Source organism: Herbidospora yilanensis, assembly GCF_001570565.1.
Taxonomy (GTDB): Bacteria; Actinomycetota; Actinomycetes; order Streptosporangiales; family Streptosporangiaceae; genus Herbidospora; species Herbidospora yilanensis.
Window position 1 is genome coordinate 154,051 of record NZ_BBXE01000017.1, and the last position, 24,660, is coordinate 178,710.

Annotated in this window: 27 protein-coding genes and 2 riboswitches; of the genes, 10 read left to right on the forward strand and 17 right to left on the reverse strand. The window is 72.1% G+C overall.

Annotated elements, in window-relative coordinates:
* Positions 1 to 35: 35 nt before the first annotated feature.
* Together AW273_RS10405 and AW273_RS10410 are read right to left on the reverse strand one after the other, a co-directional pair.
* Entirely contained in the window at positions 36 to 812 is a 777-nt protein-coding gene (locus AW273_RS10405) for a VOC family protein (protein WP_062347657.1), read from the reverse strand.
* An 87-nt stretch (positions 813 to 899) separates the two neighbouring features.
* Complete coding sequence (locus AW273_RS10410; protein WP_232327265.1) at positions 900 to 1,280, reverse strand: hypothetical protein; 381 nt, start codon at positions 1,278 to 1,280, stop codon at positions 900 to 902.
* Between the two features lie 105 nt (positions 1,281 to 1,385).
* Here AW273_RS10410 and AW273_RS10415 point away from each other — a divergent pair, with 105 nt between their 5' ends.
* Positions 1,386 to 1,952, forward strand: a complete 567-nt coding sequence (locus AW273_RS10415; protein WP_062347987.1) for a TetR/AcrR family transcriptional regulator C-terminal domain-containing protein — start codon at positions 1,386 to 1,388, stop codon at positions 1,950 to 1,952.
* Between the two features lie 279 nt (positions 1,953 to 2,231).
* Positions 2,232 to 2,432: a DUF5999 family protein gene (locus AW273_RS10420; protein ID WP_062347661.1), complete on the forward strand. Its 201-nt coding sequence runs from the start codon at positions 2,232 to 2,234 to the stop codon at positions 2,430 to 2,432.
* An 18-nt stretch (positions 2,433 to 2,450) separates the two neighbouring features.
* On the opposite strand, the gene AW273_RS10425 is transcribed toward AW273_RS10420, so the two are convergent.
* On the reverse strand, positions 2,451 to 3,041 hold the full coding sequence (locus AW273_RS10425) for an alpha/beta hydrolase family protein (protein WP_062347663.1): 591 nt from the start codon (positions 3,039 to 3,041) through the stop codon (positions 2,451 to 2,453).
* A gap of 94 nt (positions 3,042 to 3,135) precedes the next feature.
* Between AW273_RS10425 and AW273_RS10430 the strand changes: the two genes are divergently transcribed.
* Positions 3,136 to 3,471, forward strand: a complete 336-nt coding sequence (locus AW273_RS10430; protein ID WP_157555680.1) for a hypothetical protein — start codon at positions 3,136 to 3,138, stop codon at positions 3,469 to 3,471.
* A 10-nt stretch (positions 3,472 to 3,481) separates the two neighbouring features.
* Here the strand turns inward: AW273_RS10430 and AW273_RS10435 are convergent, their stop codons facing one another.
* The 10 genes from AW273_RS10435 to AW273_RS10480 all read right to left on the reverse strand — a co-directional run bounded on the left by AW273_RS10435 (position 3,482) and on the right by AW273_RS10480 (position 15,291).
* Positions 3,482 to 3,970 (reverse strand): hypothetical protein, encoded by a 489-nt coding sequence (locus AW273_RS10435; protein WP_062347666.1) that lies wholly within the window; start codon positions 3,968 to 3,970, stop codon positions 3,482 to 3,484.
* Between the two features lie 131 nt (positions 3,971 to 4,101).
* On the reverse strand, positions 4,102 to 6,942 hold the full coding sequence (gene gcvP, locus AW273_RS10440; RefSeq protein ID WP_062347668.1) for an aminomethyl-transferring glycine dehydrogenase: 2,841 nt from the start codon (positions 6,940 to 6,942) through the stop codon (positions 4,102 to 4,104).
* A gap of 36 nt (positions 6,943 to 6,978) precedes the next feature.
* Positions 6,979 to 7,080, reverse strand: a riboswitch (glycine riboswitch).
* A riboswitch (glycine riboswitch) is annotated at positions 7,081 to 7,175 on the reverse strand. It lies immediately after the preceding riboswitch.
* A 40-nt stretch (positions 7,176 to 7,215) separates the two neighbouring features.
* A complete protein-coding gene (locus AW273_RS10445; RefSeq protein WP_062332237.1) occupies positions 7,216 to 7,836 on the reverse strand; it encodes a MerR family transcriptional regulator in 621 nt (206 codons plus the stop codon).
* A 146-nt stretch (positions 7,837 to 7,982) separates the two neighbouring features.
* Entirely contained in the window at positions 7,983 to 8,453 is a 471-nt protein-coding gene (locus tag AW273_RS10450; protein WP_156045686.1) for a bifunctional nuclease family protein, read from the reverse strand.
* Between the two features lie 85 nt (positions 8,454 to 8,538).
* A complete protein-coding gene (ftsR, locus tag AW273_RS10455; RefSeq protein WP_062347670.1) occupies positions 8,539 to 9,192 on the reverse strand; it encodes a transcriptional regulator FtsR in 654 nt (217 codons plus the stop codon).
* 2 nt (positions 9,193 to 9,194) lie between these two features.
* Positions 9,195 to 9,725 (reverse strand): double zinc ribbon and FHA domain-containing protein, encoded by a 531-nt coding sequence (locus AW273_RS10460; RefSeq protein WP_030453592.1) that lies wholly within the window; start codon positions 9,723 to 9,725, stop codon positions 9,195 to 9,197.
* 186 nt (positions 9,726 to 9,911) lie between these two features.
* Entirely contained in the window at positions 9,912 to 12,416 is a 2,505-nt protein-coding gene (locus tag AW273_RS10465) for a mannose-1-phosphate guanyltransferase (protein WP_062347673.1), read from the reverse strand.
* 16 nt (positions 12,417 to 12,432) lie between these two features.
* On the reverse strand, positions 12,433 to 13,002 hold the full coding sequence (gene clsA, locus AW273_RS10470) for a cardiolipin synthase ClsA (RefSeq protein ID WP_062347675.1): 570 nt from the start codon (positions 13,000 to 13,002) through the stop codon (positions 12,433 to 12,435).
* A 10-nt stretch (positions 13,003 to 13,012) separates the two neighbouring features.
* A complete protein-coding gene (locus tag AW273_RS10475) occupies positions 13,013 to 13,678 on the reverse strand; it encodes a response regulator (protein ID WP_030453589.1) in 666 nt (221 codons plus the stop codon).
* Complete coding sequence (locus AW273_RS10480) at positions 13,675 to 15,291, reverse strand: sensor histidine kinase (RefSeq protein WP_083949658.1); 1,617 nt, start codon at positions 15,289 to 15,291, stop codon at positions 13,675 to 13,677. The genes AW273_RS10475 and AW273_RS10480 overlap by 4 nt, the downstream gene beginning before the upstream one ends.
* Positions 15,292 to 15,409: 118 nt before the next feature.
* Here AW273_RS10480 and AW273_RS10485 point away from each other — a divergent pair, with 118 nt between their 5' ends.
* Together AW273_RS10485 and AW273_RS10490 are read left to right on the forward strand one after the other, a co-directional pair.
* The gene (locus AW273_RS10485) at positions 15,410 to 16,006 is read left to right on the forward strand and encodes a class I SAM-dependent methyltransferase (RefSeq protein WP_062347991.1); all 597 of its coding nucleotides are present in this window, start codon (positions 15,410 to 15,412) and stop codon (positions 16,004 to 16,006) included.
* Between the two features lie 22 nt (positions 16,007 to 16,028).
* Positions 16,029 to 17,210, forward strand: coding sequence for an acyl-CoA dehydrogenase family protein (locus tag AW273_RS10490; protein ID WP_062347677.1), 1,182 nt, complete (start codon positions 16,029 to 16,031; stop codon positions 17,208 to 17,210).
* On the opposite strand, the gene AW273_RS10495 is transcribed toward AW273_RS10490, so the two are convergent.
* Together AW273_RS10495 and AW273_RS10500 are read right to left on the reverse strand one after the other, a co-directional pair.
* The gene (locus AW273_RS10495; protein ID WP_062347679.1) at positions 17,207 to 18,073 is read right to left on the reverse strand and encodes an alpha/beta hydrolase; all 867 of its coding nucleotides are present in this window, start codon (positions 18,071 to 18,073) and stop codon (positions 17,207 to 17,209) included. The genes AW273_RS10490 and AW273_RS10495 overlap by 4 nt on opposite strands.
* A 24-nt stretch (positions 18,074 to 18,097) precedes the next feature.
* On the reverse strand, positions 18,098 to 18,712 hold the full coding sequence (locus AW273_RS10500; RefSeq protein ID WP_062347681.1) for a maleylpyruvate isomerase family mycothiol-dependent enzyme: 615 nt from the start codon (positions 18,710 to 18,712) through the stop codon (positions 18,098 to 18,100).
* Between the two features lie 76 nt (positions 18,713 to 18,788).
* On the opposite strand from AW273_RS10500, the gene AW273_RS10505 reads away from it, so the two are divergent.
* The gene (locus AW273_RS10505) at positions 18,789 to 19,208 is read left to right on the forward strand and encodes a MarR family winged helix-turn-helix transcriptional regulator (RefSeq protein ID WP_062347682.1); all 420 of its coding nucleotides are present in this window, start codon (positions 18,789 to 18,791) and stop codon (positions 19,206 to 19,208) included.
* Positions 19,209 to 19,251: 43 nt separating this feature from the next.
* Complete coding sequence (locus tag AW273_RS10510; RefSeq protein WP_062347684.1) at positions 19,252 to 20,040, forward strand: TSUP family transporter; 789 nt, start codon at positions 19,252 to 19,254, stop codon at positions 20,038 to 20,040.
* 18 nt (positions 20,041 to 20,058) lie between these two features.
* Here AW273_RS10510 and AW273_RS10515 read toward each other — a convergent pair whose 3' ends face one another.
* Positions 20,059 to 20,874: an AfsR/SARP family transcriptional regulator gene (locus AW273_RS10515; RefSeq protein WP_157555682.1), complete on the reverse strand. Its 816-nt coding sequence runs from the start codon at positions 20,872 to 20,874 to the stop codon at positions 20,059 to 20,061.
* Between the two features lie 93 nt (positions 20,875 to 20,967).
* On the opposite strand from AW273_RS10515, the gene AW273_RS10520 reads away from it, so the two are divergent.
* Both AW273_RS10520 and AW273_RS10525 read left to right on the forward strand, forming a co-directional pair.
* Positions 20,968 to 21,903 (forward strand): ArsR/SmtB family transcription factor, encoded by a 936-nt coding sequence (locus AW273_RS10520; protein WP_063909905.1) that lies wholly within the window; start codon positions 20,968 to 20,970, stop codon positions 21,901 to 21,903.
* 65 nt (positions 21,904 to 21,968) lie between these two features.
* On the forward strand, positions 21,969 to 22,400 hold the full coding sequence (locus tag AW273_RS10525) for a hypothetical protein (RefSeq protein WP_062347693.1): 432 nt from the start codon (positions 21,969 to 21,971) through the stop codon (positions 22,398 to 22,400).
* 102 nt (positions 22,401 to 22,502) lie between these two features.
* On the opposite strand, the gene AW273_RS10530 is transcribed toward AW273_RS10525, so the two are convergent.
* Positions 22,503 to 23,189 (reverse strand): gamma-glutamyl-gamma-aminobutyrate hydrolase family protein, encoded by a 687-nt coding sequence (locus AW273_RS10530; protein ID WP_062347695.1) that lies wholly within the window; start codon positions 23,187 to 23,189, stop codon positions 22,503 to 22,505.
* 345 nt (positions 23,190 to 23,534) lie between these two features.
* On the opposite strand from AW273_RS10530, the gene AW273_RS10535 reads away from it, so the two are divergent.
* Positions 23,535 to 24,650, forward strand: a complete 1,116-nt coding sequence (locus AW273_RS10535; protein WP_062347697.1) for a globin domain-containing protein — start codon at positions 23,535 to 23,537, stop codon at positions 24,648 to 24,650.
* Positions 24,651 to 24,660: the final 10 nt, after the last annotated feature.

The window sequence follows — 24,660 nt, forward strand, 5'->3', positions numbered from 1 at the left end:
CACCACCTCGCTCGGCCGGGCCGGCCAAAGCCCGTCTACGAGGTCAGCTCGATCAGCGACAGGACCGCGCCCGCCGGGTCGGTCACCACGGCCGCCCAGCCCGAGGGCAGGTCGAACGGCGGGACCTGGACGGTCCCGCCCAGGTCGGCCACGATCCGGCAGGCCTCCCGGCAGCCGGCGACCGCGAAGTAGACCATCCAGTGGGGCGGGATCTCCGGCGGCCACGCGTCGGTCATCTCCACCATCCCGGCCACCGTCGTCTTCGACCGCCTGAGGTCGAACTCGGTGTAGCTGCCGCTGCCGCTCAGGAACGGCGCCCGCCGCGCGTGCCAGCCGAACAGCCGGCCGTAGAAGGCGGCGGCCTCGTCGACGTCGCGGGCGGCCAGTTCCGTCCAGCAGAAGGCCCCCGGCGCCCCGCGCACCCCCGCGCCTTCGAGGGCGACCGGCTCCCACAGGGCGAACTCGGCCCCGGAGGGGTCGGCCAGGACGGTCCGCCACCCCTGTTCGCGGCCCTCGTCGAAGACCTGCTCGGGCCCGGCGAGCACGCGGGCCCCGGCGTCGTCGGCGCGGCGGGTCGAGTCGTCGATGTCGTCGGCCGCGACGTGGACCAGCCAGGCCGGCCCGCCGGGACGGGCGGGGCCCAGCCCGGCGACCGGCTCGCCGCGCAGCAGCGCCGTGGAGTGGCTGCGCCCGCGCGGCTCGAAGTCCCAGCCGAACACGCCGTGGTAGAACTCCTCGCTGAGCGCGAGATCGGCGGTGCCGACCTCGACCCAGCACGGCCGGCCCGCCGCGTATCTCACCCGTCCGGGCATCTCTCCGGCCTCCCTGACCCAAGGTAATCCTTAGACGGCGCGGCGTGCCGGTCCGTTGACGCCCCGGACATTCCGGGTGGGTATTTGTCAGCGGGCCGAAGCGGTCACCGGACGCGGCAGCCGCACGATACCGGTCAGCCGGTTCTCCTCGCGGAGGGTGCGCAGTTTGCTCACCTCGGTGGTCCACTTGGCGCCCTCGGGGGTCGCCCGGCCCTTGCGGCGGCGGATGCGGTCGTCGTAGGCCTTCACGCCGAAGGTGGCCCGCTGCGCCGCCTCGGCGGCCCGGAGGGCGGCGGTGAGCGCCTGGTCGTAGGCGATGCCGGCCTCGCGCAGCTCGGGGCCGGACGCGTGGGCGGCCTGGCGGGCGCGCAGGCGGGCCTCGGCCTGCCGGGCCTTGTCGAGCAGCTCACCGTAGCTCTTGGAGATCTCCTGGTCGGCGTGGAACCTGACCTCCGCCTCCCGGCTCACCCGCGGACGGAAAAACGCCATCGTCAACCTCTCAGTCCTGATTGAAACGCACTGGTCGACAGCGTAGACCCTCCCCTGTCCGGCCGGGATGGCAGGATGATCCGCATGCCTGCCAAGCGACCTCCGACCCCGCTCTCGCGCGACCGCATCATCGACGCCGCCCTCCACATCGCCGACGGGCAGGGCCTGCGCCGGTTGACCATGCGGCGGCTGGGCGACGCGCTCCAGGTCGAGGCGATGGCCATCTACCACCACCTCCCCCGGGGCAAGGAGGCGCTCATGGACGCCCTGGCGGAGCACGTGACGGCCGTCCAGGTGGAACCGAGGGAGGCGCCCTGGCAGGAGATCGCCCGCGACTGGGCGCGGGCCGCCCGCGCCGCCCTGCTGGAGCATCCCGGCGTGTTGTCCCTGGCGCTGACCAAACCGCCCAAGGGCACAGCCCTGACGGCCATGGCGAGCCAGGTCGAGCAGCTCCGCGACGCCGGCCTCGACCGGGCCCAGGAGGCGGTGCAGACCCTGCGCGCCTACGTCTACGGCGCGGTCGCGGTCGAGATGCAGGCCTCGGGCTGGGCCGATCCCGACGCCGAGACCGAGAAGGCGCGGGTGGCCACCGGCGACGCCGACTTCGAGCGCGGGCTGACCGCGGTGCTGACCGGGCTCGAAAGCTCGTAACGGGTCATTTACCGAAGTGACGGCGTGTCGCGCTTGGGGTGTTATCGTGCATGGGGCACCCTTGTGTCGTAGGTCACACGCATGACCACACCCCCCTACCAGGGTGTGGGCGAAATCGTCCGAACGGGCTATGTCCTTGTCGAGTGACCTGGCGCACACTGGTGTAGGCCGACAGTGGTGTAGGCCAATTTGCGTCAACTCAACCCCATACGCTCGTCCCCCACATGGCTGGGCGGATCCACGTCACGAGCGACACGAGAAAGACACGGAGCCCCGGCGATGTGCCCTCATGAGCCCGGCTGTCCCAGCGCGGAAGCGCAGGACCGCGAAGCCGCCCGAACGGTCGCGGCCCACCCCGAACAAGGGTGGAGCCTCCTCTGCAACGGTGTCGTCCTCTTCGAGGACACCGGCGAGCTGCTCCCCAACGGGGCGATCATCGCTCCGCACCGGCCGACCGACATGGCCATCACCGCCGCCTGACGCGGCGTCCACGGGGGATCACCGGCGCGCGGCCAGCCAGCGCGCCACCTCCGCCCCGACCAGGGCGGGGTTCTTCCGGAGATCGTGATTCTCTCCGGGCAGCACGACCAGCCGTTCCGCGTCCGCCTCGTCAGGCACCCCGAACGGATCACGGTCACCGTTGATGACCAGCACCCCCGCCTTCGCGCCGCGCAGCTCGGCGGCCCGTGACCTCTCCGGGTGACCGGGCGGGTGCAGCGGAAACGCCAGCGCCACCACCCCGACGGCCCCCACCTCCCCGGCGGTACGGCAGGCGACCCGCGCCCCGTTGCTCCGCCCCCCTTGGGCGACCGGCAGACCCGGGAAGCGCTCCTTGACCGCCGCGGCGATGGCCACCCAGCTCTCGTCCTGCCGGGCGGCCGACCCCGGCGCCCGCGCCCCCCGCAGCCGGAACGGCTGGGTGATCCTGGCGACGGCGATGCCCTCGGCCAGGCAGGCGTCGCGCACCGCGAGCAGGTCGGGCGCGTCGACTCCCCCGGCCGACCCGTGGGTCAGCAGCAGGACCAGGCCCGCCGAACCGGGGTCGTCGATCTCCGCCAGCCCCGGCCCGTGAGGTGTGTCGATCTGCATAACCGCACGTTATCGCGGGTCCATCCGCCGCATGACCGCCGTGTCATCCGAATGGATGATGACGCCCCACAGGCGTTGTGCCACATTTGTGGACGTGCCTGACACATCTCTTCCGCATGAGGACCTGCGCGCCACCCTGGCTGCCCGCCGCGATCTGGGCCCCGCCTACGAAGACGCGCTTGTCGACTCGTTCATCGAGAAACTCGACAACGAGATCACCGCGCGCGTTCAGGCCGAGGTGGCCCGGCGCGGGGAAATCAAACCCGCCAAGCCCGACAACAGCCACATCCCGATCGCCCTGGGGTCGCTGGGCATCGGCGTCCCACTGACCGCCATCGCCGTGAGCCAGGCCGGCAGCTTCGGCCTGATGCTGGCCTGGGGCGGCATCGTCCTGGTCAACATGGCGGCGGCGATCCGCCGCAAGCGCTGACCCTCGCAGGTCAGTCGCGGCCCCGGCGCATCTCGACCTGGGCCGCCAGGTCGGCGTCCTGGTGGTCGAGGCCGTAGCGCCAGACCGTCTCGGCGTCGGCGTCGCGCCCCCGCAGCGGCAGCGTCCGGGCCAGCAGTTCGATGGCCAGGGCGGCCGTGTCGGCGTCGGGGCCCGCCTCCACCGCGACCTCGAACTCGGCGCAGGCCATCTCCAGGTGGGCGATGCCCAGCAGGACGCGCAGCCGCGCCGCGTCGGCCACGCCCGGCACCGACAGGGCCTGCAGGAGCAGGTCGGCCGCCTCCGCCGGGGCGTTCTCCTCCAGCAGGGTCTGGGCCATTCGTTCGGCCGTGACCGACAGGCCGACCGCGGCGCTGGCCCGGTCGGGGCCCGCCGCGTCGGCGGCCAGTGTCGCGAAGATCGCCGCGGCGGCGTCGAGATTCCCGGCGTCATAGAGGCGCCGGGCCTCGTCGATCTGCCGTCCGGAGTCGATGGCCGTCATCTCGGGGGGCCTCCAGAGGGAACCGGGCCGAAAGGGTTGCGAAGATCCTAACGACCCGGTCCGCCCCAGGGCGGCAGACATGCGGAAGGTGATGGGTTTCTGTCCTCTTCCCCGGGGAAGGGCCAGACGGTTCAGTCCTCGTAGGAGGAGAGCGGCGGGCACGCGCAGACCAGGTTGCGGTCGCCGTAGGCCTGGTCGATGCGGCGGACGGGCACCCAGTACTTCTGGTCCCGCAGCGTGGCCACCGGGTAGGCGGCCTCGGTGCGGGTGTACGGGTGGTCCCACGCGTCGGCCGTCAGCACGTCGGCCGTGTGGGGGGCGTTGCGCAGGGGGTTGTCCTTGGCGTCGTAGCCGCCCGAGGCGACCTTGTCGATCTCGCCGCGGATGGCGACCATCGCGTCGACGAAGCGGTCGAGCTCGGCCAGGTCCTCCGACTCGGTGGGCTCGATCATCAGCGTGCCGGCCACGGGGAAGGACATGGTCGGCGCGTGGAAGCCGTAGTCGATCAGCCGCTTGGCGACGTCGTCGACGGTGACGCCGGTCTCCTTGGTGATCGCCCGCAGGTCGACGATGCACTCATGGGCCACCAGGCCCTCGCGCCCGGTGTAGAGGACCGGGTAGTGCGGCGCGAGCCGCCGGGCCAGGTAGTTGGCCGACAGGATGGCCTGCTCGGTCGCGGCCTTGAGCCCGTCGGCGCCCATCATCCGCACGTACGCCCACGAGATCGGCAGGATGCCCGCCGAGCCGAAGGGCGCCGCCGAGACCGGGCCCACGGCGCCGCGTCCGGGCAGGAAGTCGGCCAGGTGGGCCTTCACGGCGACCGGGCCGACGCCGGGGCCGCCGCCGCCGTGCGGGATGCAGAAGGTCTTGTGCAGGTTCAGGTGGGACACGTCGGCCCCGAACTCGCCCAGCTTGGCCAGGCCGACCAGGGCGTTGAGGTTGGCGCCGTCGACGTAGACCTGGCCGCCGGCGGCGTGCACCTTGGCGCACAGCTCGACGATGGTCTCCTCGTAGACCCCGTGGGTCGACGGGTAGGTCACCATGATCGCGGCGAGCCGGTCGGCGTGCTTGGCGATCTTGGCGTCGAGGTCGGCCATGTCGACGTTGCCGTCGGCGTCGCAGGCCACCACGACGACCCGCATGCCCGCCATGACGGCGGAGGCGGCGTTGGTGCCGTGGGCCGACGACGGGATCAGGCAGACGTCGCGTTCGGCGTCGCCCGCCGCCCGGTGGTAGGCCCGGATCGCCAGCAGGCCGGCGAACTCGCCCTGCGACCCGGCGTTGGGCTGGATGGAGACGGCGTCGTAGCCGGTCACCTCGGCCAGCCAGGACTCCAGGCCGAGGATCAGGTCGGTGTAGCCGGCGGTCTGGCCGGCGGGCGCGAACGGGTGGATGGAGGCGAACTCCGGCCAGGTGATCGGCTCCATCTCGGTGGTCGCGTTGAGCTTCATCGTGCAGGAGCCCAGCGGGATCATCGACCGGTCGAGCGCGATGTCCTTGTCCTGGAGTCTGCGCAGGTAGCGCAGCATCGCCGTCTCGGAGCGGTGGGCGTGGAAGACGGGGTGGGCCAGGTAGCCGGTGGTCCGCTGGAGGCTCTGGGGCAGCGCGTCGTCGGTCGAGATGTCCAGGTCGTCCACCGACGGCCCCTCGACGCCGAAGGCCGCCCAGACGGCCTCCAGGTGCGCCGGGACGGTCTTCTCGTCACAGGCGACCGCGACGCGGTCGGCGCCGTCCTGCCGCACGTTGACGCCGCGCCCCCGGGCCGCCTCGGCGATCTCGGCCGCGCGGCCGGGCACGTGAGCGGTCACGGTGTCGAAGAACTCGTCGTGGACGACCTCGACGCCCCCCGCGCGCAGCCCGGCGGCCAGCACGGCGGCGTGCCGGTGCACCCGCTGGGCGATCCGGCGCAGGCCCTCGGGGCCGTGGTAGACGGCGTACATGGAGGCGATCACCGCCAGGAGCACCTGGGCGGTGCAGATGTTGCTGGTCGCCTTCTCGCGGCGGATGTGCTGCTCACGGGTCTGGAGCGCCAGCCGGTACGCCGTCCGCCCGTCGGCGTCGACCGACACCCCGACCAGGCGGCCGGGCATCTGCCGCTGCAGGCCCTCACGGACCGACATGTAGGCGGCGTGCGGCCCGCCGAAGCCGAGGGGCACGCCGAAACGCTGCGACGAGCCGACCGCGATGTCGGCCCCGAGGGTGCCGGGCGCCTCCAGCACGGTCAGCGCCAGCAGGTCGGCCGCCACGGTCACGACCGCCCCCGCGGCCTTCGCCCGCCCGGCCAGGTCGCGGAAGTCGGCCACCCGGCCGGAGGCCCCCGGGTACTGGACCAGGATGCCGAAGCACTCGGGCAGCTCACCGGTGTAGTCGGACTCGACGAGCGTGATGCCCAGCGGTTCGGCCCGGGTGGCGAGCACGGCCTTGGTCTGCGGGAGCGCGTCGGCGTCGACGACGAAGACGTCGGTCTTGACCTTGGAGGCGCGGCGGGCCAGCGTCATCGCCTCGGCGGCGGCGGTGGCCTCGTCGAGGAGCGAGGCCCCGGCGACGTCGAGCCCGGTCAGGTCGCTGACCACGGTCTGGAAGTTGAGCAGCGCCTCCAGGCGGCCCTGCGAGATCTCCGGCTGGTAGGGCGTGTACGCGGTGTACCAGCCCGGGTTCTCCAGCACGTTCCGCAACACGACGCCGGGCGTGATCGTGTCGTGGTAGCCCAGCCCGATCATGGAGGTCAGCACGGTGTTGCGGGCGGCCAGCGCGCGCAGTTCGGCGAGCGCCTCCGGCTCGGACACGGCGGCCGGCAGGGCGAGGGCGCCGGTGGTGCGGATCGACTCGGGCACCGCCACGGCCACCAGGTCGGCGACCGTCTCGTAGCCGACGGCCTCCAGCATGCGCGCCTGCGCGGCGTCGGATGGCCCGATGTGGCGGGTGGCGAACGGCGGGGCGTCCAGGTCACGGAGCGGTGTGCGATCGGTCATGACAGGAACTCCAGGGCAGACGAGACCAGGGCGGTCTCCCCCTCTGTCATGGAACCTGAGAGCTTCACCGGACGCCGTCGGCCGGTTTTCCCCTTCGGTGAGGCGCCGCCTGGACGGCGGACCCGCTTTTCAGAGCTGCCTCGCCTGGCGGTACCGGGTGCCTGAGAGATTCCGGGGAGGTTTGCTCCTTCGGCGCCTCATCCTTGGGATGAAGACTCTCCCGCGCAGGGTCGATGGCTACGACAACCTTACCCGTACCCCGGAGATGGAGCCTCAACCGGTGCGGCGGGCCCGCCGGCGCTGGGCCAGTTCGTCGGAGGGGTGGTCGGCCTCGTCAGTGTCGGGGCCGACCGCCAGTTCCCCCGGCAGCTCCGCGAGCGATCCCTCGACCTCGCGCCAGACCCGGCCGAGGGCGATGCCGAAGACCCCCTGCCCTCCTTGGAGGAGGTCGATGACCTCGTCGGCGGAGGTGCACTCGTAGACGCTGACGCCGTCGCTCATGAGCGTGATCTGGGCCAGGTCGTTGACCCCGCGGTCGCGCAGGTGCTGGACGGCGGTGCGGATCTGCTGGAGGGAGACGCCGGTGTCGAGGAGCCGCTTGACGACCTTGAGCACCAGGATGTCGCGGAAGCTGTAGAGCCGCTGGGAGCCGGAGCCCTGGGCCGCCCGGATCGTCGGCTGCACCAGGTCGGTGCGGGCCCAGTAGTCGAGCTGGCGGTAGGTGATCCCGGCGGCGGCGCAGGCCGTGGGGCCGCGGTAGCCGATGTCGTCTCGCACCGCCGCGGGCCGCTCGTCGAACAGCAGACCCTGCTCGCCGGCGCGCTCCCGCGCCGACTCACGCTGAACCGCGTCGTGCTGGTCGGCCTTGTTACCCTCGCCGCTGCTGACCGCCACTGCGGACCTCCGGCTTTCTCTCATCCCACGGTCTGATCTGGGGGTACGCGAACTACAACCGTGGATTCCCTTGCACCGTAGGACTGGGGAAAGGCACAGTCAACGACCGCCCCCGGCGCGTCGTGAAGGTGAGATAACCCCTCAACTCAACCCGCACGGCCGAAATCCTCGGGGCTGATGTTGTCCAGGAACTCCCGGAACTTCTCGACCTCGTCCTCCTGGTCATCGGCCATGCTGACGCCGTTCTCCCGCATGACCTCCTCGCTCGCGAAGATCAGCGCGTCGGTCCGCAGGGCCAGCGCGATGGAGTCGGAAGGACGTGCGCTTACCTCTACGCCGTTGGAGAACACGAGGTCGGCGTAGAAGATGCCGTCACGCAGGGCGACGATGTTGACGCGTTCGAGCGACACCTTCAACGCGCCCAGCACATTGCGGAACAGATCGTGGGTCAGCGGCCGGGGCGGCGGTTCGTCGGCCTGGGCGAGCGCGATCGCGGTCGCCTCGGTCATGCCAATCCAGATCGGCAGGTAGCGGTCGCCGTTCGCCTCCTTGAGAAGGACGATCGGCTGGTTCGAGGGCATCTCCACCCGGACCCCCACGAACTCCATCTGCAACACAGGCGCTCACTCTCCGGGATGCGGCATTTCACCAGGTATTCAACTCACCAGGCATTCAACGTAACACCCGCGCGCCGGACCCGCGTCAACGGCCGAGAGAGCCGCGGACGGCCCCTTCCAGCAGCGCGGCATGGATACGTAGTAACAACCCGGAGATCTCCCGTGCCGATTCCCCGGCATGGTCGATGGCCCCCGGGGCCCGGCGGCGCAGCAGCGGCGCGACGGCCTGCTCGACCAGGCCCGCCTCGCGTTCGGCGGCGGCCTTGACCGCGCGCAGGTGGCGGGCGTGGAGGCCGAAGGCGGCCAGCGCGCCGACGCTGCGGGCGATTTCGAGGGCGGCCTCGTCGTAGAGCCGGGCCGTCGGAATGATCAGGCCGTAGTCTTCGAGCTCGGCCAGCGTCGCCTCGTCGATCTCGGCGGCGGCCAGCAGCTCCTCGCGGCTCAGCCGCACGGCCACCGGCTCGGCGTCGACCGCCCGGGGGCGGGCCGACTCGTCGAGCTGGGTCTTGATCACGCGCAGCGGCAGGTAGCGGTCGCGCTGGGCGGTCAGGATGAACCGCAGGCGCTCCACGTCGCCGGGGGTGAACTTGCGGTAACCGGAGGGGCTGCGCTCCGGCTCGATGAGCCCTTCGCCCTCCAGGAACCGGATCTTGGAGATCGTCACGTCGGGGAACTCGCCCTGGAGCTGGGCGAGCACCTCCCCGATGCTCATGAAGGCCCTGGCCGCCTCGGCGCCCATGATCAGCCCCGGGTCAGGAACACCAGCCGGAACTTCCCGATCTGCACCTCGTCGCCGCCCGCGAGGGGGAACTCCTCGATGCGCTCCCGGTTCACGTAGGTGCCGTTGAGGCTGCCGACGTCGCGGGCGGTGAACTGGCCGCCGCGCCGGTAGAACTCGGCGTGACGCCGGGAGACGGTGACGTCGTCGAGGAAGATGTCGCTCTCGGGGTGGCGGCCGGCGGTCGTGAGGTCGCTGTCGAGCAGGAACCGGCTGCCGGCGTTGGGGCCGCGCATCACGACGAGGAGGGCGGTGCCGGGCGGGAGCTGCTCGATCGCGGAACGGTCCGGGAGCAGGCCCTGGCCGGTGGCCTCCTCGATCGCCTCAAGGGAGATCGTGGAGGTGTTGTCGGGGACGAAGCCCTGACCCGTCGTGTAGGGGTTGGGAGGTGCCGGAGTGTGGGCCGCGGGGCTCAGCGGCGAACCGCATCGCGAACAGAAACGGGCATCCTCGGGGTTGGGGTGACCGCACTGCGTGCAGTAGACGCTGGGCATCGAACGGCTCGGCCTCTCTCACGACTAGCTCAAACTTGCGAATGCCGAAACTTACGCTGATCAGGCACAAAGGTCAAGGCAGACGCGCCGGACAATGGCCACCCAACGTTATCGTCAGGCACGGGCCACGGTCCATGGCGCCACACCAACCACATGTGATCACCGTTTCCGGGCCAGGCTATCGTTTCATGCCGACCCGGCGGCACGCTCGACCACGTCGGCCCATCGTTCGAGAAGCGACTGCGCGGTGTCCATGTCGTGTCCTTCGGCCCACAGATGGGTGACCGCCTCGGAGGGGTCGGGCAGCACCAGCGCCCAGCTTCCGTCCTCGTCGACGACCCGCACCCCGTCGGTGGTGTCGATGCGGCCGCCCTCGGCGGCCTCGACGACCGAGCGCATGACCGCGCCCTTGTGGGCCCACGGGGTGGGCACGGTCCGGCGCAGGAGCTTGGTCTCGGGGATGCGGGCGTCGATCTGGCTGAGCGACAGGCGGGTGCGGGCGACCAGGCCGAGCAGCCGCAGGAAGACGGCCAGGCCGTCGACGGTGGGGCCGAACTCGGGCACGATGAAGCCGCCCCGGCCGTCGCAGGCGAACACCATCTCGGGGTGGCGGGCCGCCGTGGTCAGCGCGTCGGTGCTGGTGGCGGTCCAGTCGACGTGGACGCCGTGGAAGCGGCAGACCATCTCGGCGACCCTGGTCGTGGTGACCGGCAGCGCGACCCGCCCGCCGCGGCGTTCGGCGGCGACCAGGTCGAGCACCACCAGCAGGGCCCGCTCCTCGCTGATGAGCTGGCCCTTCTCGTCGACGAGGGAGACCCGCTCCCCCACCGGGTCGAACCGCACCCCGAACGCGGCCCGCGAGGAGGCCACCAGCTCGGCCAGGCGCTGGAGGTCGCGGCGGCGTTCGGCGAAGGTCTCGGTGGGCGAGGCGTCGTCGAGCCGGTTGTTGACCGTGAGGACGCCGACCCCGACCCGCCCGAGCAGGCTGGGCAGCACGAGCGAGGCGGTGCCGCCGGCGCAGTCGACGACGACCTTCATCTCGGCGTCCTTCACGCCGGTCATGTCGACGCAGCGGACCAGGTCGCGGCTGTAGGTGTCGAGGGCGCGGGCCGGGAAGGACAGTTCGGCGATCTCCCCAGGGAAGGCGCGGCGGTATTCCTGGCGGGAGAAGACGCGTTCCAGCTTGCGCTGCGCGGTCTGGGAGAGGTCGGCCCCCGTCTCGTCCATGAAGACGATGTCGACGCTCTGGGGGTCGCCCGCGGTGGTCCGGAGGGCGATGCCGCCCTTCACGGTCTCGCGGGAGGTGTGGAAGCGGGCCACCGGCATGGCGGCGGCCTCCAGGTCGACCACGTTGATCGCGCTGGCGTTGAGCGCGCTGATCACGGCCCGCTTGAGGGCGCGGGCGGCCCGGGAGCCGTCGCGCGAGGTGACGACGGTGTCGCCCTTGCTGAGGGTGGTGGCGTAGGCGCTGGCCAGGCGGACGCAGAGCTCGGGGGTGATCTCGACGTTGACCAGGCCGCTGACGCCCCGGGGGCCGAACAGGCTGCGCTGGCCGCGCGACTCCCAGATGACGCTGGTGTTGACCACCGCGCCCGCCTCGACGGTCTTGAACGGGTAGATCTTGACGCCGCTGGAGACGTAGGCCTCGGCCTCGATGACGCACTCGTCGCCGACGACGGCGTTCTCCTCGATGCGGGCGGCGGCCATGACGTCGGTGTTCTTGCCGATCACGCAGCCCCGGAGATTGGCGGCCGGGCCGACGTAGACGTTGTCGTGGACGACCGCCCGATGGAGGAACGCGCCCTCCTTGACCACGGCGTTGCTGCCGAGCACGGTGTATTCGCGCAGCTCGGCCCCGGCCTCGACCTTGGCGTAGTCGCCGATGAACAGCGGGCCCTTGAGCACCGCCTCGGGGTCGACCGATGCGCCCTCGGCGGCCCAGACGCCGGGTGAGAGCTCGAACGCGTTGAAGTCGACCTTGACGCGGCCCTCCAGCACGTCGGCCTGGGCCTTCAGGTAGCTCTCGTGGGTGCCGACGTCCTCCCAGTAGCCCTCGGCGACGTAGCCGAACAGCCGCTCGCCGCGCTCCAGCAGCTTGGGGAACACGTCGGAGGACCAGTCGACCGACCGCCCGGACGGCACCTCGTCGAGGACGGCCGGCTCCATGATGTAGATGCCGGTGTTGACGGTGTCGGAGAACACCTGGCCCCAGGTGGGCTTCTCGAGGAAACGCTGGATGCGGCCGTGGTCGTCGACGATGATGATGCCGAACTCCAGCGGGTTGGGCACCCGCTTGAGGCCGATGGTGACCAGCGCCCGGTTCTCGCGGTGGAACCGCAACATCTCGGTCAGGTCGATGTCGGTGAGCGCGTCGCCCGAGATGACCAGGAACCGGTCTTCGCGCAGCCGGTCGGCGGCGTTCTTGACGCTCCCGGCGGTGCCGAGAGGGCTCTCCTCGGTGGCGTAGTGGAGGGTCATGCCGAGTTCGTCGCCGTCGCCGAAGTAGTTGCGGATCAGCGCCGCGAGGAACTGGACGGTGACGACGGTCTCGGTGAAGCCGTGGCGTTTGAGCAGCCGCAACACGTGTTCCATGATCGGCCGGTTGATCACGGGGAGGAGGGGTTTCGGCTGGTTGGCGGTCATCGGCCGCAGCCTGGTTCCTTCCCCGCCCGCCATCACAACGGCCTTCACGGGATGATCACCCTCTTCAGGAAACGCGTGCGAGCTGCCGCACCTGCACCACGTACAGCACCCCTGCCCACCAGTACAGACCCGTACCCCAGATGACGAACGCCCACCCGAAAATCGCGCAGATCTCCGCGTACCACGCGGGATGGGAGGCCAGGAAGAGCAGCGGGAAGGCGTACATGAGGTTGGCCGTGGCGGCCTTGCCGAGGAAGTGCACGGGCAGCGCGTAGCCGTAGCCCATGCGGCGCAGGAACGGCACGGTGAACAGCAGCAGGACGTCGCGGCCGATCACCAGGGCGGCCAGCCACCACGGGATGATGTCGCGCAGCACCAAGCCCGCGAGGGTGGCCAGGATGTAGAGGCGGTCGGCGGCGGGGTCGATGAGGCGGCCCAGCCTGCTGGTCTGGTTCCAGGCGCGGGCGAGCTTGCCGTCGAGCCAGTCGGAGAAACCGGCCACCATCAGCAGGGCGACGGCCCAGGCGTCGGCCTTCGGGCCGAGGATGAGCCAGAGGAAGACCGGCACGCCGAGCAGCCGCAGGAAGCTCAGCAGGTTGGGGATCGTGAAGATCCGGTCCTCGCTGGTTGTCACGACCCCGACCCTACATGTCGGCGGGACGGAAGTCGGGGCCGACCAGACCCAGACGGTGGGCGACCACGGCGACCTGGGTGCGGTTGCGCAGCCGCAGCTTCTCCATGAGGGCCGCCACGTGGGTCTTGACCGTGGTGACGCCGACGTGGAGGCGGGCGGCGATCTCCTGGTTGGACAGGCCGGTGCCGACCAGGGTGAGGACCTGTATCTCGCGGTCGGTCAGGAACGGGGGCCGCTCGGGGGCGCGCTGCTCCTCGGCCGACAGGGCCTTGGCGACGACGCGGCGCAGGACCGAGGGGGCCAGGAGCTGCTCGCCGTGGGCGGCCCGGCGGACGGCCTCGACCATGCGGTCGGGGGGGTCGTCCTTCACCAGGAAGCCCGTCGCGCCGGCCCGGAGGGCGGCGTACACGTTCTCGTCCTCGGCGAAGGTCGTCAGGACCACCACGCGGGCCGACGGGTGGGCGGCCAGGATGCGCCGGGTGGCCTCCAGGCCGTCGACGCGCGGCATGCGCAGGTCCATCAGCACGACGTCGGGGCGTTCCCGTTCGACGACCCGGACGGCGTCGCCGCCGTCGGCCGCCTCGCCGCAGACCGACACGTCTCCCGCGGCCTCCAGCATCATGCGCACCCCGGCCCGGACCAGCGCCTGGTCGTCGGCGACCACCACCCTGATCATCGGGCCGCCGCCTCGACCGGCAGGACGAAGGTGGCGACCAGGCGCCAGCCGCCGTCGGGGAGCGGGCCGGCGGTCAGCCGTCCGCCGAGCGCGCGGGTGCGCTCGCGCATCCCGGCCACGCCGTGCCCCGACGACGGCAGATCCGTCGGGGCCCTGCCGGGGGTGTTGCGGATCTCTACGACGAGCTCCTTCTCATCGGCCGTGACGCTCACCGTCGCCCGGCTTCCCTCTCCCGCGTGCTTCAGCACGTTGGTCAGTCCCTCCTGGACGATCCTGGCCGCCGACGCGCGGGCCACCAGGGCGGCCCTGGCGGTCTCGGGGGCGATGTCCAGCACCACCTCGACGCCCGCGGCGGTCACCCGGGCGGCGGCGTCGCGCATGACCTCGTCCGGGTCGGCGACCGGCAGGGCCGCGCCCGCACCCGGTCCGGCGCCGGTGCCGGGGTCGCGCAGCACGGCCAGCAGGCCGCGCAGGTCGTCGAGGACCTGGTGGCCGGTGTCGCGGATGTCGGCCAGCGCCTCGGCGGCCGGGCCGCCCGCGCCGGCGTACTGGGCGGCGCCCGCGCGCAGCACGATCGCGCCGACGTGGTGGGCGACGATGTCGTGGACCTCGCGGGCGATGCGCTCGCGTTCGGCCAGGCGGTCGCTGCGGGCCCGTTCGGCCCGCAGCTCCTCTTCCCTCCTGGCGGCGGTACGGCGTACGCCCACGTAGGCTCCGATCGCGGCCGGGGCCACGACCATGGTCGCGACGACGCCGTAGGTCAGGCCGGTGACGTCGCTCGTGGAGTCGATCACCGTGGCCAGGGTGACCCCGCAGGTCAGCAGGTAGCCCGCGCCGAGCCACCGCCAGGTGGCCTGGCCGGCGAACACCGCCAGCGCGACGAACAGCACGACCCGGAGGGTGTCGGCGACCGGCGGCACGAGGTTGTCGGCCAGCAGCACCAGCCCGCTCTCGAACAGCAGCACCGACCCGGGCAGCCACCGGATCGCGCCCAGGGCCAGCCCCGACAACACGGCCAGCAGGCCGACCCCGCCGACCCGCAGGTCGTGGCCGTCCCAGTACGACCAGGTGCCGAGGACGGCGTAGGCGACTCCCCCGGCGGCGAACAGCACGTCGAGCAGCGGGGCCGGTTCCTCCCCGCGGTCGCGCCGCCCGGCCGCGCCCCGGAGGTAACGCCCGATCAGCACCGGCAGCAGCACGACGCCGACGACGTAGTACCAGTAGTTGCTGGTGAACGCGATGCCGGGATCGGCCAGGTTGACGCCCGTGGCCAGGCACGCGGCGACGGCGGCCGGGGCGGTCCAGAGGAGGGTGCGCTGCCGGGCCACGACGCCGACGACGATCGGCAGCAGGATCTGGATGCCGTCGACCAGCCCCGACCCGGCGTTGTCGAACACGATCAGCAGGGCGGCCAGCGCGAACGCGACCGCGACCGGCCGGTGGCGGAGGAAGACCAGCGGCAGGCCGGTGCAGAGGGCGATCAGCAGCACCAGCGGGCCGGACGCGGGCGGGGCCCCCGCCCACGACTCGCTCGCGAGCACCGAGAGCGCGGCACCGGCGGCGGCCAGGACCAGGTCCGGCCACCAGGTGACGTGCCACCGGAGGTATGACATGAATGCACGGTAGCGGCCCAAATGGGGGTCCGGATCCTCCGCGCCTCCGCCAAGTGGCCGGTCACTCGGGCCGATCGGACGGCCCGCGCACTGCCCGCGGCCTCATACCTTGCAGGTCATGGCCAACGAATCAGCCCTCTTCTTCGGGCAGTTCATGCGCTCCCCCGCCTCCGTCGGCGCGATCGCCCCCAGTTCCCGCCGTCTCGCCGAGGCCGTGTGCGTGCCCATCCCGGAGCAGGGCGACCCCGTCGTGGTCGAACTCGGGCCTGGAACGGGTTCCTTCACCGCGGAGATCCAACGCCGGCTCGGCGGCCGGGGCCGGCACCTGGCGGTCGAGATCAACCCCGCGCTGGCGGCCCACCTGTCCGACCGTCACCCAGGGGTCGAGGTCGTCGTCGACGACGCGTGCGGGCTGCCGACGCTGCTGGCCGACCGGGGGCTGAAGCGGGCCGACGTGATCATCAGCGGCCTGCCGTGGGCCGCGTTCTCCCCCAAGCTGCAGGACAGCCTGCTGAGCGGCATCCTCGGCTCGCTGAAGCCGGAGGGGGCGTTCACGATGTTCGCCTACGTCCACGCGATGCTGCTGCCGCCCGCGCTGCGGATCCGGCGGTCGCTGTTCGCCTCGTTCGAGGAGGTCGTGATGGGGCGGACCGTGTGGCCGAACCTGCCTCCGGCGTTCGTCTACCACGCCCGGCGGCCCCGCGACCGGCGATAGAGAACGCGTTCTAGAATGCGGCATGGATTTCAGGCTGCCGGAGAGCGCGCGGGCCGTACGGGACGGCATCGGCGAGATCTGCTCCCACTACGACATGTCCTACTGGGAGCGGTGCGAGGCCGAGAAGCGGTGGCCTGAAGAGGTGTGGGCCGAGCTCGCCAAGGGCGGCTGGCTCGGCCTCGCGGTTCCCGAGGAGTTCGGCGGGGGCGGCCAGGGGCTGCTGGAGCTCACGGTGGCGACCGAGACGTTGTCGGCGTCGGGGTCGGCCGGGGGTTCGGCCTTCACCTACGTGCTGACGCCCGGCTTCGGGGCGATGACCGTCGCCCGCCACGGCTCCGCCGAGCAGAAGGCCGACCTGCTGCCCCGGCTGGCGGCCGGGGAGATCGAGACCTGCTTCGCGCTGACCGAGCCCGACGCCGGGTCGAACTCGCTGGCCATCACCACCTCCGCCCGCCTCGACGGGTCTGAGTTCGTGGTGAACGGGCAGAAGATCTGGATCACCGGGGTGCAGCGGGCCACCTGGATGCTGCTCGTCACCCGCACGATCCCGGCCGCCGAGGCCAGGCCCCGCACCAACGGGCTCACGGTGCTGCTGGTCAACGTGCCCGAGGCGGTCGCGGCGGGCACGCTGACCTATCGGCCGATCCCGAAGATGGGGGCGAACACGACGCCGTCCAACATGGTGTTCTTCGACGACCTGCGGGTGCCCGCCCGCAACGTGGTCGGCGAGGTGCACGGCGGGGCCGTCGTGTTGTGGGACATCCTCAACCCCGAGCGGATCCTCCTCGGGGCCGCCGCGCTCGGCGGGGCCGAGGTCGCCCTGCGGGTCGGCGTCGAGTACGCCCGGCAGCGCGAGGTGTTCGGCCGGCCCATCGGGGCCAACCAGGGCATCGCGTTCCCGCTGGCGGCGGTGAAGGCCAAGATCGAGCTGGCCCGGCTCATGCTCTACAAGGCGGCGTGGCTCTTCGACCGGGGCGAGCCGTGCGGGACCGAGGCCAACATCGCGAAGCTGACCGCCTCCCAGGCGTTCTGGGAGGCCGCCGACGCGGCGTTCCAGACCCACGGCGGCATGGCCTACTCGCTGGAGTATCCGGTGGCCCGGCTGCTCGCCGACGCCCGGATCGGCCTGGTCGCCCCGGTGACCGAGCAACTCCTGCTCAACTACCTGGCCACGCAGGTGCTGGGGCTGCCCCGGTCGTTCTAGAACGACGCTCTGAGGCGGCCGGCGGCGTACCTCCTGGCCTCGGCCGCCTCGGGGAAGAAGCCGGGCAGCCCGAAGAAGCCGTGCAGGGAGCCGGCGAAGCAGCGGTACTCCGCGCCGAGCTCGGCCGCGTAGCGCTCGCACTCGGCGGTCAGCGGGTCGTGCTCGGCGGTGATGACGGTGGCCGGGGCCAGGCCGGTCTTGTCCTTCAGCAGGGCGGGGGCGAAGCGGGGGTCGGCGCGGTCGGCGTCGCCGGCGTACTGGTCGAAGAGCCAGGCCACGCGGGCGGTCTCCAGGTTGTGGTGGCCCTCGTCGGCGAAGCCCCGGGTGTCGGTGCGCATCTCCGTGCACGGATAGACGAGCATCTGGTGCGTGAGGGCCGACCCGGCGTCGCGGGCCAGGGCGGCGCAGACGGTGGCCAGGTTGGCCCCCGCGCTCTCCCCCATGACCGCGACCGTCGCGTGGTCGCGCAGCACCGCCTCCACCACGGCCCAGCAGTCGTCGACGGCGGCCGGGAACGGGTGTTCGGGCGCGAGCCGGTAGTCGACCGAGACGACCATCGCCCCCGTCTGGACCGCGAGGTCGCGGCACATCGGGTCGTCGACGTCGGCGCCGCCGAAGACGAACCCGCCGCCGTGGATGTAGACCACGACCGGGAGGTCGCCGGGCGCGGGGCGGAAGATCCGGACCGGCACCCCGGCGATCGCGGTGTCGGTGACCTCATGGAGGGGGATCCGCGGGCTCCGGCCCTCGGCGTCGCCGTCGACGGGACGGCTCTCCTGGATCTCGGCGAGGGTCGGCGGGACGTAGTCGACGGCCGGGGGGAATCGATCCAGGTACGCGCGGGCGCGGTCGTGCAGTGTCATGCACCGCACCCTAGCTTCGCCTCCTCAGGCCCTCTTCTCCCGCGTGGCCGCCATGCCCGGGTGAACGGCCCCCCGGCCGGTGATCAGCAGCAGCAGTCCCGCGATCGGGCCCTCGACGCGCCGGCCGGAGCCCACGCGCCACACGCAGTCGGTCGCGGCCAGTTCCACGCCCGCGAAGGCCTTCCTGGCGCCGAACGGGTAGCCCATCGCCCAGACGCGGTCGGCCGCCGCCATCGCGGCCTCGACCGGCATCGGGCGGTCGCGGCCCAGCGGGACGGCCATGTCCTGGCCGTGGACCAGGGCGTCGATGAGGGGCTCCAGGTGGCTGATCCCGGGGGCCTTGCGGCGCGAGCCGATCATCGCCCGGATGCCCTCGGCATAGGACTCCACGGGACGCCGCGCCGCCTGGACGGCGGTGTTGTGGATCATGCGGTCGAGGCTGCCCCGGGCCTTGAGCAGTTCCCAGACGGCCATGCCCGGCCGGACGTGGGCCAGGGTGAGATGGGCCGCGACCTCGCGCACCCGCCAGCCCGCGCACAACGACGGCGTCTCCCACTCCTCCTCAGTGAGCTCGTCGAGGAAGAGGGCCAGGGAGCGGCGTTCCTCGTCGATGGCGTGCCAGACGGCCTGTTCGTCCATGAGGACTCCCGTGGATATGATTCGATTCTCGAACCAATATGGTTCGAGAATCTGACTACTGTCAACGGGTGCGTCCATGAATCTCGCCCTGCTCTGCTACTTCCCCTACCGGGCCATGGAGGCCCGCGTGGTCGCGGCCGTCGAGGAGGCGGGATACGCGTTCACCGTCGCCCAGGGCCGCATCCTGGCCCGCGTCGGCCCCGACGGCACGCGGATCGGCGACCTGGCCGAGCAGGCCGGGGTCACCAAACAGACGGCTACATTCCTCGTGAACCAGCTTGAGAAGGCCGGCTACGTCGAACGGGTGCCCGACCCGGCCGACGCGCGGGCGCGGCTGGTGCGGCTGTCGGAGGCCGGGTGGGCCGGGGTCGCCATCGCGCGGAAGGTCGAGGCCGAGGTCGAGGCCGAGTGGGTGGCCCACCTGGGCGAGTCCGACACCGCCGCGCTGCGCCGGGCCCTGGAACGCCTCCGCGAGGTCACCGACCCTTATCGATGATTTCAGTTATTCCCTACTATGTTCACGGACAATAGGGGGGGACATGGCCGAGATCGTGCCGGCGCTGCTGGCCGGGTTCCTGGTGGCGGCGCTCGGCACGCCGGTCGGGGTCTCCGGAGCGGTGTTCCTGCTGCCGCTGCAGTCGAGCGTCCTGGGGGTGAGCGGGCCCGCCGTCAGCGCCACCAACCTCGTCTTCAACACGATGTCGACGCCCCTGGCGCTGCTGCGCACGCCGGGGTTCCGCGGGCGGGCGGCCGAGCTCCTCGTCGTGGCGGGCGTCTGCGTGCCGGCGGCGGTGGCGGGGGCCTACGGGCGGGTGACGCTGTTCGCCGATCCGGCGCGGTTCCGCCTGCTGGTGATCGCGGTGCTCGCACCGCTGGGCGTGCAGTTGCTGGTCAGGGCGGTGCGCGGGACGCGCGTCCGGGACGATGATCCGCCGCCGCTCCGGGCGCTGCCGCTGGCGGTGCTGGCGCTGGTGACCGGGGCGGTCGGCGGCACGATCGGGATCGGCGGCGGGTCGATGCTCGCGCCGGTGCTGGTGGCGGCGGCCCGCCAGAGCGTGGCGCGGGCCGCCCCGCTCGCCCTCACGTCGACGTTGTCGACGTCGCTGAGCGGGCTGGTGGCGTACAGCCTGTTCGACGCCTTCCACATCGGCACGCCGCCGGCCGCGCCCGTCTGGCACGTCGGGATCGCGACCGGGCTCGGCGGGGTCGCCGGGGCGCTGCTCGGCGCGGCCGTAGCCCGGCGCGCGGGGGAACGGGTGCTGACGCTGCTGCTCGGGACGACCGCGACGGTGACGGCCGTGAGTTACGTGGTCCAGCTCGCCGGATGACACCGGGTGACAGAACGGTCACCACCACGCGACGGCCTGCCCGGCCGGCCGTCGGGGCCCCGGGAGCGGCAGGTCGAGCGACCGGTCGGCGTGCACCATCCGGTCGTGCACCTCGCCGAGGTCGCTCGTCGGTTCGAGGCCGAGTTCCCGGGCGAAGTCCCCCCGCGCCCTGCGGTAGGCCGCCAGGGCGTCGGGGCGGCGGCCGTCGCGGTAGAGGGCCAGCATGTACGCGCGGATCAGCCGCTCCCTCAGCGGGTGCTGCCGCACCAGGTCGGCGAGCTCCGGGAGCAGGTCACGGTGCCGCCCGCACTCCAGTTCGGCCTCCACGCACGACTCGACCGCCGACAACCGCAGTTCCTCCAGGCCCACCCCCAGCCGATCGCGGACCCGGTCGGTGGCGGAGTCGGCGAGCAGCGGGCCCCGCCAGTGCGCCAGCGCGTCGCGGAGCAGGCGCGCCCGGCCCCCCGGACCGGCCAGGCGGGCCCGCGCGACCAGGTCGCGGAACCGGTGCACGTCGACGGCGGCCACGTCGGTCTCGGCCACGTAGCCGTCGCCCCGCAGCAGCAGCCGGAACCCCCGCGAGCCCGTGCGGTCGGGGTCGAGGGCGCCGCGCAGCCGGGCGACGTGGCTGTGCAGCACGCCCCGGGCGTGGGCGGGCGGGTCGTCGTCCCAGAGCAGTTCCAGCAACCGGCTCACCGGGACGACCCGGCCCGCCTCCAGCAGCAGCAGGCCCAGCAGGCAGCGCTGCGCGCGCCGGGCGAGCGTGACGCGCCCGCCGCCCCGCCACACCTCGACCGGACCCAGCAGCCGGAACTCCCAACCCCCGTCAGTCATGATCGCCACGATCGGAGCCGACGGTATAGGTGAGGTATATGCGCAGGTCAGAGCGGCAAGCCGGTGTCAAGACGGGCCGCCGACACTCGGCGGGTGCTGCGCATCCACTTCACCGCCGAGGACATCGCGCGGACCCGCCTGAGCACCGTCGCCGACCCGCTGTGGGAGGTCCTGCTGAGCCACTTCCGGCTGGGTGAGACCACCCCGCCGATCCACCTGCGGCCGTGGACGGCGCGGCTGCGCGCCCGCCCCGACCTGACGGCCCTGATGCGGCCCGGCGCGGCGTTCCTCGCCGGGCTCGCCCCGCGCGGTCGCTACGTGCCCGACCTCCTCACCCCCGCCGAGTCGGCGGCCGGGCTCGACGCGGGCCTGGACGCCGTCCGCGCGACGGACCCGCGCCGGCTCTGGCGCGAACTGGACACCGCCGCGCGCCGGCTCCCCGCCACCCTGCCCGAGCTGGCGCGGGCCCTGGGCGACTTCCACCGCGCCGCGGTCGGCGCCCACGACGACCTGATCCGGGCGAGGGTCGAGGCCGACGTCGCGGCGCGGACGGGCACGCTGCTCGCCGGGGGCGTCGAGGCCCTGCTGCGCGGCTTCGCGCCGATGATGCGCTGGCGGCGTCCGGTGCTGGAGGTGCGCTACCCCGCCGACCGGGACCTCCACCTCGGCGGCCGGGGGCTGCGGTTCGTCCCGTCGTTCTTCTGCGACCGGACGCCGGTGTCGCTCGCCGACCCGGACCTGCCGCCGGTCCTGGTCTACCCGATCGCGGCCGAGCACCGGACCGTCCCCGTCGGGACGGGCGAATCGCTGGCCGGGCTGATGGGCCCGACGCGCGCCGCCGTGCTGGCCGCGCTGCGGCACAGCGCCTCGACCACCCAGCTCGCCACGCGGCTGCACACCTCGCTCGCCTCGATGAGCCGCCACACCAAGACCCTCCGGCAGGCGGGCCTGATCACCAGCACCCGGCGCGGGCCCGCCGTCCTGCACGGCCTCACCCCGCTGGGGCGCCGCCTCCTCGACGGCGGCTGAGCAGCCCTTGCATCGCGGCGCAAAGGTCTTACCGGCGGGCGCGGCGCCGACCGAGTCTGACGGCCATGCGAATCACACGATCCCTGATCTCGGCCGCGGTCGCCCTCCTCGTGGGCGTGGCCCTGTCCCTCACCACCGCGTCGTCGGCGCAGGCGGGATGCAGCTCGGCCGTCTCCGGCAGCTACAACTGGGACGGCACCATCAGCACCCACGTCCGGGGCACCAGCTGCTCCACCCGCTCCGCGCACCTGACGGTGAGCGGGAACGAGAAGTGCTGCGCCCCGTTCTGGGTGAAGATCGAGCGGCAACTGTGGGGCAGCTACGGCTGGCTGACCACCGACACCCAGGTCAAGAGCGCCCTCTGGAACGGGTACGTCGAGCTGAACACCGCGACCGTCCCCTCACGGCCGTCGGACGGGAGCGAGCGCTTCCACGCCTGCTGGGGCCTCGGCTCGTCGCAGCCGGGTTCGTGGGACTGCGGCCCCTGGGTGAGCTGACGACAGGGTGAGCTGACGACGTGAGGCGCGGCCCCCCTCTCGGGGTGGCCGCGCCTCACGTATCGCCCGGGAACGTCCGGCCCCGTCATGCCGGACATGTGGTCAGAAGGGCCGGGCCGCCTCGACCAGGGCCTCCAGCAGGCGGTTGTCGGTGCCGCGCTCCGGGTGCCACTGCACGCCCACGCAGAAGCGGTGCCCCTGGAGTTCGACGCCCTCCACGATCTGGTCGTCGGCCCAGGCCACCGCGAGCAGTCCCTGGCCGAGCTTCTTCACCGCCTGGTGGTGCGGCGCGTTCACCTCAAGGCGGTCGCCGACCGCCTTGCCGATCTTGCTGGACACGCTGATGATCACGGTGTGCCGCGCGCCGGTGTGGCGCTCGTGCGCCACCACGTCGGGCAACCACGGGATCAGCGAGCCGCCGAGCGCCACGTTCAGCACGTGCATGCCGCGCGAGACCGCGAGCACCGGCTTGCCGGCCGCCACGGCCGCCTTGGCCAGGGCGATCTCGAAGCGGTCGCGGTGGGCCTGCGGCTCGTCGACGCGCGACTCGCGCGGCTCGCCGTAGAGGGCGGGGTCGACCTCGATGCCGCCCGCGAGCAGGACGCCGTCGAGTCCGCGCAGATGGTCGTCGACGTTGGCGGGCAGCAGCGGGGGCAACACGACCGGGACGCCCCCGGCCTTCTCCACGGCCCGCGAGTATCCCTGCGGGGAGACCACGGCCTCCCGCACCCACGCGCCCCAGCGGGCGGCCTCAAGGTAGCTGGTGATGCCGATGATCGGACGGGCCATGGAGTCTCCAGTAGGTTGCGCGCGACGGCATGCCCATCATGGCGCACTTGATTTCGGTTTTGTCACGTATCCCACGTATCAGTCATGTCCCCGCGCAACAACACGAATGACATTCGCGTTTCTTGTCCGAAAATGTCGAGACCTGTGCTCACGGAGGATGACCTGTCGACTACCAAGAGTCTCCTTTGGGATGAATCAGTTGTGACGTGCATCTCAGAGTGGAAGACTCCCAAATGAGCGAAGGTTGTGCCGGGGGGCCGCCACGCTCGTTCACCCGGAACCGTCAGGGAGGTGGATCGGCAGACCGGAAGAACCTGTTCCGGTCACTCAGGGTGGGACCATTACATGTCGTTGAATCCGCGCCTCGTCAAAGAGAGTTTCTCCGTCGTCGAGCCTGTCGCGGAGCGAGCAGCCGCGTACTTCTACGGCCGCCTGTTCGCGCAGAGTCCGCATCTCCGGGGCATGTTCCCCCCGGCGATGGACATCACGCGAGACCGTCTGTTCGGCTCGCTGACCCGGATCGTCTGGATGTTGGACAGCCCGGACAGCCTGGGGGGTTATCTGGGACAACTCGGACGTGACCACCGTAAGTACGGGGTCGTCGCCGAGCACTACACCGCCGTCGGCAACGCGTTGCTGGCGACCATCAAACGCTTCGCGGCCGAGATCTGGAACGCGGAGATCGAGGCGGCCTGGGTGGCCGCCTACACCGCCGCCGCCGACGCGATGATCGGGGCGGCCGACGCCGACGCGGGCAAGAACCCCGCCTGGTGGCTGGCCGAGGTGGTCGACCACGACCGCCGCGCGCCCGACATCACCGTCATCACGCTCCGGCCCGGCCAGCGTATGGACTTCGTGCCGGGCCAGTACGTCAACGTGCAGGTCGCCCGCTGGCCCCGCGTCTGGCGGACCTACTCCATCGCCAACGCGCCCCGGGCCGACAACACCATCACACTGCACGTGCGCACCCTGCCGGGCGGCTGGGTGAGCACCGCGCTCGCGCAGTACACCAAGGTGGGCGACCAGCTCCTCCTCGGCCCGCCGGTCGGCACCATGGCACCACCCGACGGCGGGCGCGACATCCTCTGTGTGGCGGGCGGCACCGGCCTGGCCCCGCTGAAGGCCATCGTCGAGCAGGTCATCTCCTCGGGACGGCGGCCCAACATCTCCATGATCGTGGGCGCCCGCCGGGCCGCCGAGCTCTACGACCTGCCCGACCTGCGCCGCATGGAGTCGGGCTTCCCGTGGCTGAGCGTGCTGCCGGTGGTGTCGCAGGACGAGTCGTACACGGGCATGCGGGGCGACCTCGACGAGGTGGTGCCGAGGATCAGCTCGTGGACCGGCCACGAGGTGTACGTGTGCGGGCCGGCGTCCATGGTCAACGCGACCGTGCGGCGGCTGCTCGACAGCGGGGTGCCGCTGTCGTCCATCCACCGGGACGCGATCCAGGGCGAACCCTGAACCGCACCCG

Bases quoted from the DNA above. Each gene is read 5' to 3' on its own strand.
- AW273_RS10425 (WP_062347663.1), bottom strand. From the start codon at position 3,041: ATGCAGATCGACACACCTCACGGGCCGGGGCTGGCGGAGATCGACGAC.
- gcvP (WP_062347668.1), bottom strand. From the start codon at position 6,942: ATGACCGATCGCACACCGCTCCGTGACCTGGACGCCCCGCCGTTCGCC.
- AW273_RS10405 (WP_062347657.1), bottom strand. From the start codon at position 812: ATGCCCGGACGGGTGAGATACGCGGCGGGCCGGCCGTGCTGGGTCGAG.
- AW273_RS10530 (WP_062347695.1), bottom strand. From the start codon at position 23,189: ATGGCCCGTCCGATCATCGGCATCACCAGCTACCTTGAGGCCGCCCGC.
- AW273_RS10435 (WP_062347666.1), bottom strand. From the start codon at position 3,970: ATGACGGCCATCGACTCCGGACGGCAGATCGACGAGGCCCGGCGCCTC.
- AW273_RS10490 (WP_062347677.1), top strand. From the start codon at position 16,029: ATGGATTTCAGGCTGCCGGAGAGCGCGCGGGCCGTACGGGACGGCATC.
- AW273_RS10495 (WP_062347679.1), bottom strand. From the start codon at position 18,073: ATGACACTGCACGACCGCGCCCGCGCGTACCTGGATCGATTCCCCCCG.
- AW273_RS10460 (WP_030453592.1), bottom strand. From the start codon at position 9,725: ATGCCCAGCGTCTACTGCACGCAGTGCGGTCACCCCAACCCCGAGGAT.
- AW273_RS10515 (WP_157555682.1), bottom strand. From the start codon at position 20,874: ATGACTGACGGGGGTTGGGAGTTCCGGCTGCTGGGTCCGGTCGAGGTG.
- AW273_RS10485 (WP_062347991.1), top strand. From the start codon at position 15,410: ATGGCCAACGAATCAGCCCTCTTCTTCGGGCAGTTCATGCGCTCCCCC.
- AW273_RS10415 (WP_062347987.1), top strand. From the start codon at position 1,386: ATGCCTGCCAAGCGACCTCCGACCCCGCTCTCGCGCGACCGCATCATC.
- AW273_RS10420 (WP_062347661.1), top strand. From the start codon at position 2,232: ATGTGCCCTCATGAGCCCGGCTGTCCCAGCGCGGAAGCGCAGGACCGC.
- AW273_RS10525 (WP_062347693.1), top strand. From the start codon at position 21,969: ATGCGAATCACACGATCCCTGATCTCGGCCGCGGTCGCCCTCCTCGTG.
- AW273_RS10480 (WP_083949658.1), bottom strand. From the start codon at position 15,291: ATGTCATACCTCCGGTGGCACGTCACCTGGTGGCCGGACCTGGTCCTG.
- AW273_RS10500 (WP_062347681.1), bottom strand. From the start codon at position 18,712: ATGGACGAACAGGCCGTCTGGCACGCCATCGACGAGGAACGCCGCTCC.
- AW273_RS10475 (WP_030453589.1), bottom strand. From the start codon at position 13,678: ATGATCAGGGTGGTGGTCGCCGACGACCAGGCGCTGGTCCGGGCCGGG.
- ftsR (WP_062347670.1), bottom strand. From the start codon at position 9,192: ATGGGCGCCGAGGCGGCCAGGGCCTTCATGAGCATCGGGGAGGTGCTC.
- AW273_RS10535 (WP_062347697.1), top strand. From the start codon at position 23,535: ATGTCGTTGAATCCGCGCCTCGTCAAAGAGAGTTTCTCCGTCGTCGAG.
- AW273_RS10510 (WP_062347684.1), top strand. From the start codon at position 19,252: ATGGCCGAGATCGTGCCGGCGCTGCTGGCCGGGTTCCTGGTGGCGGCG.
- AW273_RS10505 (WP_062347682.1), top strand. From the start codon at position 18,789: ATGAATCTCGCCCTGCTCTGCTACTTCCCCTACCGGGCCATGGAGGCC.